The organism is Pseudomonas sp. GCEP-101 (assembly GCF_025133575.1).
Classification (GTDB): Bacteria; Pseudomonadota; Gammaproteobacteria; order Pseudomonadales; family Pseudomonadaceae; genus Pseudomonas; species Pseudomonas nitroreducens_B.
Genome location: NZ_CP104011.1, coordinates 4000892 through 4016664, shown reverse-complemented (window position 1 = coordinate 4016664; position 15773 = coordinate 4000892). Strand labels below are relative to the sequence as shown.

The following is a 15773-nucleotide window of genomic DNA, read 5'->3' as shown; positions in this document are numbered from 1 at the left end:
GGTCGCTCGTCGGTTACTGGGCTTTGAGGCCTTGGATATCCAGGGGCAGCGAAACCCCCAGCAGTACATCCGGCGAGTCTTCGGTCAGACCGAAACCGGCGTTCACGTTGACGATGTAGTCCGGCGATGTTCGCAGGCCGAGCGAGAAGTTCATGATCGCGCTGGTCTGCTCGGGTGCCTCGACCGTGCGGTCGTTGAAGTAGTACTTGTTCTTGAACGAGTAGGCCATCTGGTAGGAGGTGGCCAGGGAGACGTCGTAGGACAGCGCGTAGGCCATGCCCATGGCGAAGTTGACGGTATCGCCCGGCACGACCTTCTCCAGCTCCTCGCCATACTGGTTCTGGTGAATGTCGTCGACCTGCATGTTGTAGGTGTAACCCAGCGAGCCGTAGAGCACGACCGGGTCGATCACGTAGGACATGTTCGCCCCGGCGCCCAGGCTGTAGAAGCCGTTGCCGGTGGACACGTCGTCCTGCACGTTGCCCTTGTACGGGCTGTCGCCGGTGGGCAGGCCGAGGGTGGCGTAGAGCGTGGTGACCGGCCGACCGCGCCGCGCGGCCCACGGCTGCCAGCGCAGGGTCGCGGAGATGTCGCCCAGGCTGTAGGCGTGAATGTCGCGCTCGGTGTCGTACTTGGCCACGAACGGCAGGCGCATGCTGAAGGTCAGGTTGTCCCAGATGCCGTAGTCGAAGGTGAAGGAGTTGGTGAAGGTGTGCTGCGCCTCGCTCTGGGCCAGCACGCTGTAGACGTTCTCGCCACTGCGCACGGCCTGCAGGCGCGTGTCGCGCATCAGGGTGTAGTCGAAGCCGTAGGTCAGCTGGCGCTCGCCCTTCTTGAGCAGGGTGTAGCTCTTCTCGGCGGCCTGGAACACCTGCTCCAGCGCCTTGGCGCTGTCGGCATCGGTGTCCTTCTTGGCCAGCGCATCACGCGCGTCTTCGGTTGTCGCTTGTTCGGCGAAGGTGCTGGTACTTGCCAGCAAGGCCAGAGCGGCAACGCACGCAAACCCCTTGAAATCCATGTTGCTATCCCCTGGTCTTGTTCTTATTCGTATGGGCCGATCGGGCGGTCACTTGCGCCGGATGTACTGCACATCTCCATGGGTGGCGGCTTCGCCGATCTGGTTCTGGGTGATCTTGCTCATCTCCGGGAACTCGCGGAATGCCAGCAGGCTGACGGTCCGGTCGTCCACCAGGCGCAGGTCGGCCTCGCGCAGCTCCAGGGCATTCCTGGGCTCCTGGCCGCTGGGGTAGATGACGAAGAGCACGTTCTGGTCCCAGATCTCCTCGAAACGGGCGCGGGTGAAACTGATGTTGCCCAAGGCAGGATCGGCAACGAAAACGTGGTCGTTGTAGACATCGCGGACCACGACGAAATGCTTGAAACCGGCATAGTGGATCGGCACCAGCGCCGGGTGTTCGAGCGAGTCCAGGTCGGAGAACTCGGCACGGAAGCCGCCACTCTTGTAGCCGAGTGCGGCGGCGTAGCGCTTCATGTCCAGAAGCGAGAAGCCACGGCGCTGGACGATCTTGTCGGCCTCGCCGTACTTGATCAGGCCTTCCATGACCTGACGCTCCTCCAGGTTGCGGCCCAGGTAGTAGTCCAGCAGCGTGGTCAGCGCCGCCGAGCCGCAGCTGTAGTCGTAGGCCTGGCGGATGACGTTGCGGAACTGCACCTGGCTCATCGGTTCGAGCTGCACCGACTCGCGGAAGGGACCGTTGGGCGTGAGCGGCTGCGAGATGTTCACTGTGCCCTGCTGTTGCGGCTTGGTGTCCACGGCCTGGGTAAAACCGAACAGGCCCAGCAGGCTTCCCAGCAGAATCTCGAACATCCGACCCCTCTCTTCAAATACTGGAAGTCAATCCTGGAAAAGCCTTGCCGGCAGGCGCCGGCAAGGGGTACTGCGCGTCAACCTCGGGGATCAGTGGCCCCAGACCTTCACGGTCGAACCGGCGAGGTTCAGGTTGGAAACGGTCAGCGAGCCGATGCTGGCGCCGTTGGTGCCGACCTTGACCGCGTCGATGGTGACGTCGCCGGTCACGGTGGGCAGGCCGATGGCCAGTTGCTCGGTGGCAACGGCGGTGCCGCCGCCAACCGGAGTGATGTTGGTTTTCACCACGTCGACGGTCATCGGGGCGTTGTCGGCGATGGTCACGCTCGGCAGGTGGATACCCTGCAGGACCAGGGAACCGCCGTTGGTGTCGGCGTCCTTGTAGGTGACAGCGCCAATGGAGGCGTTGAAGGTACCGGAAATGCTGATGCCATCCTGGCCGGTGATACCGGACAGTGCAGCGTCATCCATGGATTTCATGTCGGCATGTGCCAGGAACGGAGCGGCCAGAACTGCGCTTGCGAGAACCAGTTGCTTGATTTTCATTGTTATAACTCTCCAGTGTTCAGGTGGGGTTGCCCCAGGCACTGCAAGGGGCGTCCTACCCCGCTGCAGGTTGACCGGCAGTTGCCGATCTTCCAGACCCCCGACTTCTTCCTTAGGCGCCGCGGGCATGGATTCGTGAAGCACGAAGCTTCGCGTCCTGATCTCCAAGCTACTGACCCGCCGTGAACCTGCCAGCCCATCCAAGGGATGGCGCAAAACCAACCGTCTGCCTCAGGCTTCGCTGAGCAGACCCAGACTCTTGCCCTTGAGGACCGCCTGGGTCCGACTGCGCACGCCGAGCTTGGCGAACAGGTTGTGCAGATGCCACTTGATGGTGGCCTCCGACAGATGCACCGCCTGGGCGATGTCCCGGTTCGACAGGCCTGCCGCCACGAGCCGCAGGATCTCCCGCTCGCGATGGCTAACATCTTGATTTTCATCGAAACTTTCTGGGTCGACAGAGAGCCTGCGGCACTGCTCGCGGAGCATTTCCGCCACCCCTTGCCAGGCCGACGCGCGCTTGGGTTCGGCGCCCTTCCAGGCTTCCCAGAGCGGCAGCAGCCACAGCGCGTCGTCCTGGAACAGGCGGCGATAGCCCAGATTCCAGGCTTCCTCGAGCGTGGGGGCGAACAGGGCGAAGGCTTTTTCGCTGTTACCTTTCTGCCAATACGCCACAGAAAGTAACAGCGAAAGACGCAGCCGCCGGTCGCGTTGATAGGGCGAGGTAAAGCCCGCCAGGCACGATTCCAGACGCTGCTGCGCGCGCTCGGCGTGGCGCTCGGAAAGCGCCAGGCGCGCCTCCGCCATGACCAGCGCCGCATGGGCATCGGCATAGCGCTCGGCGTTCAATCCATCCAGGTGCCGCGCCAGCTGCAGGCACACGCGCTCGGCCTCGTTGGGACGACGCATCCACAGCAGCAACTGCACCTTGCAGCTCATGGCCAGCGCATGGACCCGCTCGTAGCCGGGCGACTGCAGACCCACCAGCCATTCGTCGAGCTGGGCCAACCCTTGTTCGGCCTCGCCGGCGAAGAAGCGCGCCTTGGCCATCACCAACTGGCCGCGGCTGATCAGTTCCACGGGCGTTGCGACATCGCGCCAGGTGGTCGCCAGCGGCAGCTCGGCGAGGATCGCCGCGTGGCGATCCTGCTCGTACAGCAGGTCCGCGTAGGCCAGCGACAACGGCCCGCCGACCCGGCTGCGCCGGCCGAACACCCGCTCGACGCGGCTGCGCGCGCTCTCGGCGATGGTGCGGCCACGCTCCAGTTCGCCGCGCTCCTTGCAGATCAGCGCCTCGATCATGCTGACCACCACCTGCAGGTATTCGCTGTCCGCCATGCGCAGGCAATCGCGGGCGACGCCGATGGCATTGGCCGCCTCGGCGTAATCCCCCAGCAGTGCATAGGCCGCGGCCTGGATGCACGACAGGCTGGCGCGGAACACCGGCTGGTTGCCCGGCACCAGCGCCAGCCACTGGCGCGCCACCTTCAGGCAGGCTTCCAGCTTGTCCTGGTAGAGCAGCACCAGCGCCTTGAGTACCTGGGCGACGGCGAGCAACTCGGCCATGCCGAAGTGACGCACCTTGCCCTGCCCCTGCAGCAGGCGGACGCTGAGCTCTTCGATCAGCGCCTCGGCCTCGGCGAACTTCTGTTCGAAGGCCAGCTGCCAGGCATAGAAGATCTGGAACACCGGGTGCTCGCGGATCACCTCGGCGGGGATGCTGCTGAGCATGCCGAGGATGCCGTAGACGCGGTTCCCGGCGATCAGCTTGGCACCCTGGCGCTCCAGCAGGTCGGCGGCGAAGGCGTAGTCGCGGGCGCGCAGGGCGTACTTGATCGCCCGGTCCGCCATGTCGCGGCTCTCGCACCAGCGCGCGGCGGCGTGCAGCAGCGGCGTCGGGTCGGCGTTGCGTGCCAGGCGGCCCTGGAGAAATTCGGCGAACAGGTGGTGGTAGCGGAACCACTCGCGCTGGTCGTCCAAGGGAATGATGAACAACTGCTCGTTCTGCAGCCGCATCAGCATGTCCAGGCCATCGCGGCGCCCGGTCAGGGCGTTGCACAGTTCGGCGCAGAACTCGTCGAGCACCGAGGTCTGGTCGAGGAACTGCTGCAGCGGCTCGGGCAGGCTGCGCAGCACGTCTTCTGCGAGGTAATCGGCGAGGTCGCGCTCGGTGCCGGAAAGCCCCTTGAGCAGCGCCGCGCGGTCCGGGTTGCGCGCCAGCGCCAGCGCAGCCAGATGCAGCGCGGTGATCCAGCCCTCGGTGCGCTTGTGCAGCAGCTTGAGTTCGCTGTCGCTCAGGGCCAGGCCCTTGAGTTCGGTGAGGAAGGTGTCGGTTTCCTCGCGGGTCAGGCGCAGGTCGTCGCCGCTCAGGCAGAAGGCCCAGGGCGCCAGGCCCGGCTCGTCCACCAGGAAGCGCGGGCGGTAGCGGGTGCTGGTGACCAGGCGGATGTTGTCCGGCAGATGCTCGATCAGGTAGCGCGCGCCGTGGGCCAGCGCCGGGTGGCGGATCTGGTGGAAGTCGTCGAGCAGCAGGTAGAGCGGCCCGTCGAGGCGGCGCAGGTCGGAGAGGAAGGCGTCGATGATGCCTTCCAGCGGCAGGGTCATGTCCGATTGCAGCAGGTTCGAGGTGTTGGTGCCGAAGCCCTCCTCGACGCTGCGGATGCTCGCCACCAGGTACTGCACCAGGCGCTGCGGCTCGCTGTCGCCCTCGTCGCAGGACATCCACGCGACCCGCGCGCCGCTATCCAGCAAGCGCTGGCGGAACAGGCTGAGGATGGTGCTCTTGCCGAAGCCGGCCGGCGCGCTGAGGATCAGCACGCGCTGCTGGCGGTTGGCGTACAGCCGGTCGATCAGGGCGCGCCGTGGCAGCAGCGAATCGCTGTCGGTGCGCGGCGGGAACAGCTTGGTGCGCAGCAGCGGCATGGGCTGCTGCGGCAGTGTGGTCAGGGTCGTCATGTCAGAGCAGACTCAGCTCGCGGGCACGGCGTATCGCTTGGGTCCGATTGCGCACCTTGAGCTTCTCGTAGATGTTGTGCAGGTGCCATTTGACGGTGCCCAGGGCCAGCGACAATCGCTGGCCGATCTCCTCGTTGGAGAGTCCCTGGGCCGCCAGGCATACCACCTCGCGCTCGCGGTCGGTCAGACCTTCCTCGAGCACCTCGGGCGACCTGCGTGCTTCCTGCCCCGGCCAGACGGTCAACATTCCGCGAATGAAGACCTGCAGCGCGGGTTGTCGCTCGGTGGACTCCAGTTGCTGCAGCAACTGGCGAATCCCCTCGCCTTCCTCGATGAAAATGCTCCGCACCCCTTCCCGCTCGGCGCCCACCAGGCATTGGCCGAGCAGGCTGTGGGAACGCTCCTGGTAACCCAGGCGCTGGTAGCTCAGGGCTGCCAGCAGGTCCAGGCGCAGCCGCTGCAGGCCATGCCAGCCCGGCTGCAGCATGCCGCGCAGCTGGGTGATTTCATGCAGCGCCTCGCTGAAGTGCCCGCGCGCCTGGAGCAGGCGCACGCGGCTGATGCCCTGCACCCAGAGCACCGGGTTGAACGGCATCTGCTTGTAGTGACTGGCGAGCTTCGCCCAGTCGATCGCCTTGAGCCGCTGCTCGGCGCGCTTGCAGCGGTCGGTGGCGGTCTCCTGGAGGATCAGGTTGATCTCCTCGCCCACCGCCATGGCGAAGAAGCGCCAGGACTGGTTGCGCGAGGCCAGCGTCTGCATCAGCCCGAGGGTCGCCAGCGCTTCCTTGCCGCGCCCCTGCAGGCGCTGGATGCGCGCCAGGCATTGCATGCCCTGGGCATACAGGTCGATGGGATTGACCACGTCGACCCGGCTCAACGCCCAGCGCAGGCGTTCTTCCAGGCCGTCCAGGTCGGTGCGGTAATACGCCGTCAGCGCTTCGGCGATGGCCGGCAGCGCCAGGGCCTGGGAGCGCTTGTCGAACAACGGCATGGCCTGCTCGCGCACCCGCTCGATGAGCATCTGCGCCTGCTTGACCTGGCCCTGCTCCAGCGCCAGCACCACCTCGATGGTGCACTGCTGCATGTGCAGGTAGCGGCCATCGAGGAAATGGTTGCGCTGCTGCGCCAATCCCATGAGGCGGCGCGCCTGTTCCGCCTGGCCACGGATGACCTGGGCGAAGGCGCCGATCAGCAGGATGGCGCCTTCGAGGAACGCCGAGTTCTGCCCCAGCTGGCTTTCCACCTTGCGCGCCAAGGTGATGCACTGTTCGAGGTCGTCCTTCTGCAGCGCCAGCACGGCTTTCACCGCCAGGGCCGAGAGGTACTGGTTGCCCATCGGGCCGCTGCCGCGCGAATCGCCCCAGCGCGCCAGCAGCTCGTCGATCATGCGGTTGGCTTCGGGCAGGCTGAGCTCGGTGGCGCGGGTCCAGACGTCGCTGAGCACGAGGATCGGGTAGCGCTCGGCGATCTCGTCCGGCACGTGCTTGCGCCAGCGCGAGATCAGGTACAACTGGCCGCGGTTGATCAGTTCCAGGCCACAGCCATCCACCAGCGCGGCGAGCATTTCCGGGTCTTCGGCGAGGCAGGCGTGCTCGATGGCCAGGGTCGGCATGTGGTGATTGGTGAACCACAGGCTGGCGTTGAAATGCAGCTGCTTGAAGCGCTCCAGGTCACGCTCGCGCAGGCGCGCCCGGAGGAAGTCGGCGAACAGTTGGTGGAAGCGGTACCACTGGCGGTCGCGGTCCAGCGGCAGGAGGAACAGCTGCATGCTGTCCAGGTGCTCCAGCAGCGCCTGGCCATCCTGGCGACCGGTCAGGGTGTTGGCCAGGTCTCCGTTCAGGCGATTGGCGATGCCCAGGGACAGCAGCGCGTCCTGCACGTCGGCCGGCAGGTGTTCGAACACCGCGCGCAGCAGGTAATCACCCACGGCGGCCTTGTCGCTGCTGAGCAGCTTGAGGTCCTCCGGCGTGCCGGGCTGCTGGCGCAACCACAGGCTGACCAGGTGAACCCCCGCCATCCAACCTTCGGTCTGGTTGTGCAGCGACTGCAGGCAGCTATCTTCGAGTTGCAGGCCATCGCGGGCCAGGTATTCGCGGGTTTCGTCGCGGGACAGGCGCAGCTCGTCCTGGCCGACCTCCAGCAGCAGCCCCTTGGCGCGCCAGGTGGCGAGGTTCAGCGGCGGCTGGGAACGACTGCCGATGGCCAGGGTGAGGCCCGGCGGCGCGTACTGCACCAGGCGGTTGAGGCCGGCGAAGACGTCGGAATGGGTGATCTCATGCAGGTCGTCGAGCACCAGCAGGACCTTGCGCTCGTCGCGGGACAGGTCCATCAGGAGGCTTTCCATGACCGCGACCACGGGCACGCGCATGGTGTTGCGCACATAGCCCAGCGCATCCTCGCCGGTGCCCGGCACGGCAGTGGCCAGCGCCTGGATGAGCTTCAGGCAGAAGCGGCCGGGGTCATCGTCGTCGCTTTCCAGGGAGAGCCAGGCGACCTTGTGGCCTTCGCTCGCCCGCTTTCCGGCCAGCGCTGCCAGCGCGGTGGTCTTGCCGAAGCCGGCGGGCGCCGAGAACGACAGGACCGAGGCATACGGATGTCGGTCCAGGGCATTCTGAACGTCGGGACGTATCAAATAATCAGCAGGCACCCGAGGGGGTGTTAATCTGGAGCGCAGAAGGCTGCCGGCTGCGGGTTCGAGCACTACATCCACGGCCTGTATCCCTATGTCATTATCGTTGTTGGTACGGAGCACTGTCCGCGTGGGATTCGTCACTTCTTATCAGAATGCTTTTCCTACGTAAACTGAAGAAATAGCTCTAGGATCGACCCTTCAGCCGACCTGATCACCTCATTTGCCTGCACGCTGTTACCCATGCCTGACTGTTTCCTGCACCCGCTTCCCTATCAGGAAGACCCGGGTGAACGCTTCGCCCTGATCCACCGGGCGCCCGGCGCCGTACTTCTGGACGCCGGTCGACCCATTGCCACACGTGGACGCTATGACCTTCTGAGCGCCTGGCCATTGGCAGAACTGGCACCGACCGCCGACGAATCGGCCAAGGGCTTTTTCGCCCGCGCAAGAGCCGCCCTGCAGAGCCTGGGCGAGGCGAACGTCCCGGACAATCGCCGACTGCCATTCGTCGGCGGAATGATCGGTTATCTGGGTTACGACTTCGGCCGCCGCATCGAGCGCCTGCCCGAGCCGAACCTCGACGACCTCGCCCTGCCCGACGCGCGCCTGGGCCTGTACGCCTGGGCGCTGATCACCGACCACGAGGAACGCAGCAGCCAGCTGGTGTTCCACCCGGCGTTGGCGGCAGACGAGCGGCAACGCCTGATCGCGCTGTTCGACAGCCCGCCGGAGGACGACACCCTGCCGCCCTTCCGGCTGGCCGCGCCGTTCCGCCCGGACCTCAGCCGCGAGCAGTACCGCGCGGCGCTGGAGCGAGTGCACGGCTATATCCTCGCGGGCGATTGCTACCAGGTGAATTACACCCAGCGCTTCCGCGCGCCCTGCAGCGGCTCGCCCTGGCTGGCCTACCGCGCGCTGCGCGAAGCCTGCCCTACGCCATTTTCCGGCTACCTGGCGTTGCCTGAAGGGGCCGTCCTCAGCCTGTCGCCGGAGCGCTTCATCCAACTCCACGGCAGGCAGGTGGAAACCCGCCCGATCAAGGGCACCCGCCCGCGCGGCGGCACGCCCGAGGCAGACCGGCAGCACGCCGACGCTCTGCTGGCCAGCGAGAAGGACCGCGCCGAGAACCTGATGATCGTCGACCTGCTGCGCAACGACCTCGGCCGCAGCTGCCGCCCCGGCAGCGTGCGCGTGCCGGAGCTGTTCGCGGTGGAGACCTACCCCAACGTCCATCACCTGGTCAGCAGCGTGCGCGGCGAGCTGGCGGACGGCAAGGACGCGCTGGACCTGCTCGAAGGCAGCTTCCCCGGCGGCTCCATCACCGGCGCACCGAAGGTCCGCGCCATGCAGATCATCGACGAGCTGGAACCGACCCAGCGCAGCATCTACTGCGGCAGCCTGCTCTACCTCGACGTACGCGGCGAGATGGACAGCTCCATCGCCATCCGCACCGTGCTGGTGAAGGATGGCCAGGCCAGTTGCTGGGCTGGCGGCGGCATCGTCGCCGACTCCAACTGGGAGGAGGAATACGAGGAATCGCTGACCAAGGTGGGCGTGCTGCTGCGGACACTGGAAGGCCTCTGAGTCCTGCCGCATCCCTGTAGGAGCGGACCATGTCCGCGAAGTCTGTCAGGCCGGCCTGTCGGCCGGTTCGCGGATAAGATCCGCTCCTACAAAAAGCGCCCAAAAGAAAAAGCCCCGCTGATGCGGGGCTTTTTCGTCACAGCCGGTCTTACAGGCTGAGCGGGCGGTTGGACGCCTTGAGGAATTCCTTCTTCAGGTCCTCATAGGTGTGCACGGCCGGGAACTGCGGGAACTCGCGAATCACGTTGTCCGGCGCATGGAAGAGAATACCGGCGTGGGCTTCGGAGAGCATGGTGGTGTCGTTGTAGGAATCGCCTGCGGCGATCACACGGTAGTACAGGCTCTTGAAGGCAATGACCGACTGACGCTTCGGATCTTTCTGGCGCAGTTGGTAGCCGACGACGCGATCGGTCTCGTCGGTGATCAGCTTGTGGCACAGCAGGGTCGGGAAACCGAGCTGGCGCATCAGCGGCTGGGAGAACTCGTAGAAGGTGTCGGAAAGGATCACCACCTGGAAGCGCTCGCGCAGCCAGTCGACGAACTCCACCGCGCCTTCCAGCGGCTTCAGCGTGGCGATGACTTCCTGGATGTCGGACAGCTTCAGGCCGTGCTCGTCGAGGATGCGCAGACGCTGCTTCATCAGCACGTCGTAATCCGGGATATCGCGGGTCGTCGCCTTCAGCGCTTCGATACCGGTTTTTTCAGCGAAGGCGATCCAGATTTCCGGAACCAGAACCCCTTCCAGGTCGAGACAGGCGATTTCCACGAACGATTTCCCCGCAGGATTGACTTGAGAGGCGGCACTCTAGCCGCTCGCTCCCAGCGGTGCAACGCGGCACTTATACTCAAACACAGCAGTCCACCTTTCCGATGGTTATTTAGGGGCATATCCACCACTTTGCTACCATCGCGCCCACGCACCGCACTGCGCCATTAAAACTAGGACTACCGCCTGATGAGCCTCCCGTTCGATATCGCGGAAATCGCCGCGAGCTATGCCAGCAAATCCCCACAGGACATCCTGAAGCTTGCCTTCGAGCACTTCGGCGACGAGCTGTGGATTTCCTTCAGCGGCGCCGAGGACGTGGTGCTGGTGGACATGGCCTGGAAGCTCAACAAGAACGTCAAGGTGTTCAGCCTGGACACCGGCCGCCTGCACCCGGAGACCTACCGCTTCATCGAGCAGGTTCGCGAGCACTACGGCATCGTCATCGACGTGATGACCCCGGACCCGCGCCTGCTGGAACCGCTGGTGAAGGAAAAGGGCCTGTTCAGCTTCTACAAGGACGGCCACGGCGAGTGCTGCGGCATCCGCAAGATCGAGCCGCTCAAGCGCAAACTGTCCACCGTCACCGCCTGGGCCACCGGCCAGCGCAAGGACCAGAGCCCCGGCACCCGCAGCCAGGTGGCAGTGGTCGAGGTGGACAGCGCCTTCTCCACGCCGGAGAAGTCCCTGGTCAAGTTCAACCCGCTGGCCAACATGAGCAGCGAAGAGGTCTGGGCCTACATCCGTATGCTGGAAATCCCCTACAACAGCCTGCACGAGCGCGGCTTCATCAGCATCGGCTGCGAGCCCTGCACCCGCCCCGTGCTGCCGAACCAGCACGAGCGCGAAGGCCGCTGGTGGTGGGAAGAGGCCACGCAGAAAGAGTGTGGCCTGCACGCCGGCAATTTGATCAGCAAGGCCTGACGCCCTACCCTTGGGCTGACAGAAATTTCCTTGTCAGCCCGCAGTCCAGGATCGCACGCCTGCCTGCGGCGGAGCCGATCCCATGCGCATCACCCTGGTGAAAAAGGTCCTGGCCGATGGCCAGGACTGCCGCAAGTGCCGCGAAGTCCACGAACGCCTGGAAAAAGGCGGCTACCTGAACCGTATCGACCGCACCCTGGTGGCCGACGAGCGCAATCCCGCCAGCACCGGCTGGCTCGTTGCCGCACAGTACGGCGTGGACACCGCGCCGTTCTTCGTCGTTCGCCACGATGACGGCCGCGAAGTCGTCTACACGGTGTTCATGAGTTTCCTTCATGAAGTGCTCGAAGGCCGTGGCGAACTTCCGCTGGATTCCCGCGAAGCCCTGGCCGAACTGGCCCGGCGCGACGACCTGGACCGTCTGTAAGCCCCACCCTTGACGCTTTCTTGATGGCAGCTCAGCCAGGCTGCTGTCCTCTCCCCCGCCGCACAAGGAAGCTCCCCCATGGCCGACGGTTCGGACCGCACGCGCCCGCGCATTCCCGGCACCGTCTGGGCGCTGGGCTTCGTCAGCCTGTTCATGGACGTGTCCTCCGAACTGCTGCACAGCCTGCTGCCGCTATTCCTGGTTGGCAGCCTCGGGCTGAGCATGGTCGCGGTCGGGCTGATCGAGGGCATCGCCGAAGCCACCGCGCTGATCGTCAAGGTGTTTTCCGGCGCCATCAGCGACTACCTCGGCCGGCGCAAGGGCCTGGTGCTGTTCGGCTACGGCCTGGCAGCACTGTCCAAACCGCTGTTCCCGCTGGCCACCACGGGCGAGACCATCTTCGCCGCGCGCCTGCTCGATCGCATCGGCAAGGGTATCCGCGGTGCGCCACGAGACGCACTGATCGCCGACGTCTCGCCAGCCGAGATCCGCGGCGCCTGCTTTGGCCTGCGCCAGTCGATGGATACCGTTGGCGCCTTCGCCGGCCCGTTGCTGGCCATCGCGCTGATGCTCTGGCTGGGCAACGACCTGCCCCTGGTGTTCTGGTTCGCCTGCATCCCCGCCGCCATCGCGGTGCTGGCCATCGTCTTCTTCGTCAAAGAGCCGGAACAGGCCGAAGGCAGCCACCGCTTCCGTTCGCCGATCCACCGCGAGGCGCTGCGCAGCTTCCCGGCGCGCTACTGGTGGGTGGTCGGCATCGGCGCGGTGTTCACCCTGGCGCGCTTCAGCGAGGCGTTCCTGGTGCTGCGCGCCCAGGCCATCGGCTTGCCCATGGCGTGGACGCCGCTGGTGATGGTGGTGATGGCCCTGTTGTTCATGCTCTCCGCTTATCCGGTGGGCTGGTGGTCGGACCGCACCGACCGCACCGGGCTGCTGGCCATCGGCATGCTCCTGCTGGTGGCGGCCGACCTGCTGCTGGCCTGGGCCGACTCCACCGCACTGATGCTGGTGGGCGTGGCGCTGTGGGGCCTGCACATGGGCTTTACCCAGGGGCTGCTGGCGACGTTGATCGCCGACACCACGCCGGCCGACCTCAAGGGCACCGCGTTTGGCGTGTTCAATCTCGCCAGCGGCCTCGCCATGCTGCTGGCCAGCGTGCTGGCCGGCTGGCTGTGGCAACGCTTCGGCGCCAGCTGGACCTTTCTCGTCGGCGCAGGGCTGGCGTTCGCCGCCCTGCTCTTGCTGCACTGGCGTATCCGCTGAGGCGCGGCGCCGTTGTAGGAGCGAGCTTGCTCGCGAACCGCCCAACACTGATGTAGCCGGTGAATCCGTTCGCGAGCAAGCTCGCTCCTACAGGGTGCATTTGCGCCCCACCCTGGAAGCCAAACGAGAACGCCGCGTCCCCTTTGGGGATCGCGGCGTTTCCTGTGAGCCCAGCGCCGAGAGAGCGGCGCCGCGCGATCAATAGATCGGCAGCTCGATGCCTTCGAACAGTTCGTCCAGCTCGGTCTTGTTGTGGCACTGCACCGCCTTCGACAGCAGGTCGCGGGTCAGGTGCGGGGCGAACTTCTCGATGAAGTCGCACATGAAGCCACGCAGGAAGGTGCCGCGGCGGAAGCCGATCTTGGTCACGCTGGATTCGAACAGGTGGCTGGCGTCCAGCATCACCAGGTCGCTGTCCAGCTTCGGATCGACCGCCATGTGGGCCACGATGCCCACGCCCAGGCCCAGGCGTACGTAGGTCTTGATCACGTCGGCGTCGGCGGCGGTGAACACCACCTTGGGCACCAGGCCACGCTGGTTGAACGCCTCGTCGAGCTTGGAACGGCCGGTGAAGCCGAACACGTAGGTGACGATGGGCTGCTCGGCGAGCAGTTCCAGGGTCAGCTTCGGCACCTTGGTCAGCGGGTGGCCCTGGGGCACGATCACGCAACGGTTCCAGCGGTAGCACGGCATCATGATCAGGTCGCCGAACAGCTCCAGCGCCTCGGTGGCGATGGCGAAGTCGACGGTGCCGTCGGCGGCCATTTCGGCGATCTGCATCGGCGTGCCCTGATGCATGTGCAGGGAAACGTCCGGGTACTGCTTGATGAAACCGCTGATGACGCCGGGCAGCGCATAGCGCGCCTGGGTGTGGGTGGTGGCGATGGACAGCGTGCCCTTCTTCTCGTTGGAGAATTCCTGGGCGATCTGCTTGATGCTCTCGACCTTGCGCAGGATCTCGCCGGCGGTGGTGATGATGCGCTCGCCGGCCGGGGTAACGCGGGTCAGGTGCTTGCCACTGCGGGCAAAGACTTCGACGCCCAGTTCGTCCTCCAGCAGGCGGATCTGCTTGCTGATGCCGGGCTGGGAGGTATAGAGGCTTTGCGCGGTGGCCGAAACGTTCAGATCGTGGTGCGCGACTTCCCAGATATAGCGCAGTTGTTGAAGCTTCATGGACTTTCCTCGAAATGATGTCGCGACCCGCGATCAGGGGCTTGTCGTTTTATAACCATATTAATGGTTTAAGGAATAAAACTAGACGTTTTTTTTTGCCGTGCATGCCATTCGTCTAAAGCCCCACGGAAATTCCGGGCTTCATCGACGTATCGTCACAAAGCGTTCAACGATGCTGCAGCATCGGCACCAGGTACACCGGCACCTCGGCCAGTTGCACCAGGCGCGCGGCGGTACGCCCCAAAGGCGTGTTCAGCCCATCCCCATGGCTGTGGCTGCCGGCGACGATCAGGTCGACGCCCAGGCGCTTGGCCTCGTCGAGAATTACCATCGGCGCATCCCCCTGCACCACGCGCACCGAGCGGATCAGCTCGGCGTCCGGGCGCGCTTCCCCCAGCTCGTCGCGGAACCCTTCCATCACCCGCTGCTCGATGCTGCCCATGACATTGGTCAGGCCATTGGTGCGCATCTCGTTCAGCGTGCCTTCGTCCAGGTAGGTCTGCAGCACGGACTCGGCGAACAGCCCCAGCGGCTCCACCGCATGCACCACGTACACCTCGGCGGAATACGCACGGGCCAGCGAAAGCGCGTGCTGAAGGACATAGGGGGCGTAAAGACCGAGGTCAGTGGCGTAGAGAATCGTTCGGATCATGCGGCCTCCTCGACTGCCTGCGCGGCGGGGCCTATCCAGCAGCGTAGCAGGAGAACGCGAATCGCTCCGCGAAGCCGGCTGCGGGGCCAGCCGGCTAGCCGGTGACCTTTTTCTCGTTGCTGACGCCGTGGGGAACATGGCCGGTCGCCACCACGTCCCGCGCCTTCTCGCAGTGCAGCGGCTGGTCGTCGAAGAACACGTCGGCGGCGAAGGCTTCGAGGAACGCTGCTTTGTCCAGTCCGCCCAGGAACAGCGACTCGTCCAGGCGGATGTCCCACTCGCGCAGGGTGCGGATCACCCGCTCGTGGGCCGGCGCGGAGCGCGCGGTGACCAGCGCGGTGCGGATCGGGCAGGACTCCTGCGGGAAGGCCTGCTGCACACGGTTCAGCGCCGCCAGGAACGGCTTGAACGGGCCGCCGCCCAACGGCTCGCGGGCGGACTCCCGCTCGTGGGTCTGGAAGGCCTCCAGCCCGCCCTGCTGGTAGACCCGCTCGGAGTCATCGGAAAACAGCACCGCATCGCCGTCGAAGGCGAAGCGCAGTTCGCCGCTGGCCTCCCGGCGGGTGCCGCCGGAGAGGATGGTCGCCGCGGCAAAGCCGGCGTCCAGGGCGTTGCGCACGTCCTCGATATGGGTGGAGAGGAACAGGTGGCAGTTGAACGCCTTGAGGTAGGGATAAGGGCTGCGGCCGCCGACGAAGGCGGCGCGGGAAATGCCCAGGCCATAGTGCTGGATGGAGTTGAACACGCGCAGGCCGGTGTCGGCACTGTTGCGCGAGACGAGGATGACCTCCACCGGCGCACTGTCGGTGCCGCCGTTGAGGGCGAGCAGCTTCTGCACCAGGGCGAAGGCGTCTCCCGGTGGCAGGACGTCGTCCTCGCGGGCGATCTGGTACTGGCGATAGGCTTCGACGCCTTCACGTTCATAGACCTGATGGCTTTCGCGCAGGTCGAACAACGCCCGCGAGGAAATCGCCACCACCAGCTTGTCGCCCAGCCCTTTCGCCATGCTTCCCCCGGTGCTCG

The 15773-nt window shown here is 65.5% G+C and carries 13 protein-coding genes; 4 read left to right on the top strand and 9 right to left on the bottom strand.

All coding sequences use genetic code 11. The features are described from left to right. Nucleotides 1-13 precede the first annotated feature (13 nt). The 5 genes from N0B71_RS18520 to N0B71_RS18500 form a co-directional block, all read right to left on the bottom strand. Nucleotides 14-1018 (bottom strand): transporter, encoded by a 1005-nt coding sequence (locus N0B71_RS18520; RefSeq protein WP_259754157.1) that lies wholly within the window; start codon nt 1016-1018, stop codon nt 14-16. 48 nt (nt 1019-1066) lie between these two features. Then, the gene (locus N0B71_RS18515) at nt 1067-1828 is read right to left on the bottom strand and encodes a C39 family peptidase (protein ID WP_259754156.1); all 762 of its coding nucleotides are present in this window, start codon (nt 1826-1828) and stop codon (nt 1067-1069) included. Between the two features lie 90 nt (nt 1829-1918). Continuing rightward, on the bottom strand, nt 1919-2374 hold the full coding sequence (locus N0B71_RS18510) for a DUF6160 family protein (RefSeq protein ID WP_259754155.1): 456 nt from the start codon (nt 2372-2374) through the stop codon (nt 1919-1921). A gap of 231 nt (nt 2375-2605) precedes the next feature. Beyond that, complete coding sequence (locus N0B71_RS18505; protein ID WP_259754154.1) at nt 2606-5329, bottom strand: helix-turn-helix transcriptional regulator; 2724 nt, start codon at nt 5327-5329, stop codon at nt 2606-2608. Nucleotide 5330: 1 nt separating this feature from the next. Beyond that, entirely contained in the window at nt 5331-8039 is a 2709-nt protein-coding gene (locus tag N0B71_RS18500; protein WP_259754153.1) for a helix-turn-helix transcriptional regulator, read from the bottom strand. 162 nt (nt 8040-8201) lie between these two features. Here N0B71_RS18500 and pabB point away from each other — a divergent pair, with 162 nt between their 5' ends. Continuing rightward, nucleotides 8202-9545, top strand: coding sequence for an aminodeoxychorismate synthase component I (gene pabB / locus N0B71_RS18495; protein ID WP_259754151.1), 1344 nt, complete (start codon nt 8202-8204; stop codon nt 9543-9545). Between the two features lie 148 nt (nt 9546-9693). Here the strand turns inward: pabB and thrH are convergent, their stop codons facing one another. Beyond that, on the bottom strand, nt 9694-10311 hold the full coding sequence (gene thrH, locus N0B71_RS18490; protein ID WP_259754150.1) for a bifunctional phosphoserine phosphatase/homoserine phosphotransferase ThrH: 618 nt from the start codon (nt 10309-10311) through the stop codon (nt 9694-9696). Between the two features lie 189 nt (nt 10312-10500). Between thrH and N0B71_RS18485 the strand changes: the two genes are divergently transcribed. From N0B71_RS18485 to N0B71_RS18475, 3 genes are all read left to right on the top strand, one after another. After that, nucleotides 10501-11235 (top strand): phosphoadenylyl-sulfate reductase, encoded by a 735-nt coding sequence (locus tag N0B71_RS18485; protein WP_259754148.1) that lies wholly within the window; start codon nt 10501-10503, stop codon nt 11233-11235. Between the two features lie 82 nt (nt 11236-11317). Next, complete coding sequence (locus N0B71_RS18480) at nt 11318-11662, top strand: hypothetical protein (RefSeq protein ID WP_259754147.1); 345 nt, start codon at nt 11318-11320, stop codon at nt 11660-11662. Between the two features lie 78 nt (nt 11663-11740). Beyond that, the gene (locus N0B71_RS18475; RefSeq protein ID WP_259754145.1) at nt 11741-12925 is read left to right on the top strand and encodes an MFS transporter; all 1185 of its coding nucleotides are present in this window, start codon (nt 11741-11743) and stop codon (nt 12923-12925) included. 198 nt (nt 12926-13123) lie between these two features. Here the strand turns inward: N0B71_RS18475 and cysB are convergent, their stop codons facing one another. From cysB to N0B71_RS18460, 3 genes are all read right to left on the bottom strand, one after another. Further along, on the bottom strand, nt 13124-14098 hold the full coding sequence (gene cysB, locus N0B71_RS18470) for an HTH-type transcriptional regulator CysB (protein ID WP_259754144.1): 975 nt from the start codon (nt 14096-14098) through the stop codon (nt 13124-13126). Between the two features lie 166 nt (nt 14099-14264). After that, a complete protein-coding gene (locus N0B71_RS18465) occupies nt 14265-14750 on the bottom strand; it encodes a universal stress protein (RefSeq protein ID WP_259754143.1) in 486 nt (161 codons plus the stop codon). 94 nt (nt 14751-14844) lie between these two features. Next, nucleotides 14845-15756: a 5'-nucleotidase gene (locus N0B71_RS18460; RefSeq protein ID WP_259754142.1), complete on the bottom strand. Its 912-nt coding sequence runs from the start codon at nt 15754-15756 to the stop codon at nt 14845-14847. Between the last annotated feature and the right edge of the window lie 17 nt (nt 15757-15773).

Coding starts and splice junctions, on each gene's coding strand:
- pabB (WP_259754151.1), top strand. CDS start 8,202: ATGCCTGACTGTTTCCTGCACCCGCTTCCCTATCAGGAAGACCCGGGT.
- N0B71_RS18460 (WP_259754142.1), bottom strand. CDS start 15,756: ATGGCGAAAGGGCTGGGCGACAAGCTGGTGGTGGCGATTTCCTCGCGG.
- N0B71_RS18475 (WP_259754145.1), top strand. CDS start 11,741: ATGGCCGACGGTTCGGACCGCACGCGCCCGCGCATTCCCGGCACCGTC.
- cysB (WP_259754144.1), bottom strand. CDS start 14,098: ATGAAGCTTCAACAACTGCGCTATATCTGGGAAGTCGCGCACCACGAT.
- N0B71_RS18515 (WP_259754156.1), bottom strand. CDS start 1,828: ATGTTCGAGATTCTGCTGGGAAGCCTGCTGGGCCTGTTCGGTTTTACC.
- N0B71_RS18510 (WP_259754155.1), bottom strand. CDS start 2,374: ATGAAAATCAAGCAACTGGTTCTCGCAAGCGCAGTTCTGGCCGCTCCG.
- N0B71_RS18485 (WP_259754148.1), top strand. CDS start 10,501: ATGAGCCTCCCGTTCGATATCGCGGAAATCGCCGCGAGCTATGCCAGC.
- N0B71_RS18520 (WP_259754157.1), bottom strand. CDS start 1,018: ATGGATTTCAAGGGGTTTGCGTGCGTTGCCGCTCTGGCCTTGCTGGCA.
- N0B71_RS18480 (WP_259754147.1), top strand. CDS start 11,318: ATGCGCATCACCCTGGTGAAAAAGGTCCTGGCCGATGGCCAGGACTGC.
- N0B71_RS18505 (WP_259754154.1), bottom strand. CDS start 5,329: ATGACGACCCTGACCACACTGCCGCAGCAGCCCATGCCGCTGCTGCGC.
- N0B71_RS18465 (WP_259754143.1), bottom strand. CDS start 14,750: ATGATCCGAACGATTCTCTACGCCACTGACCTCGGTCTTTACGCCCCC.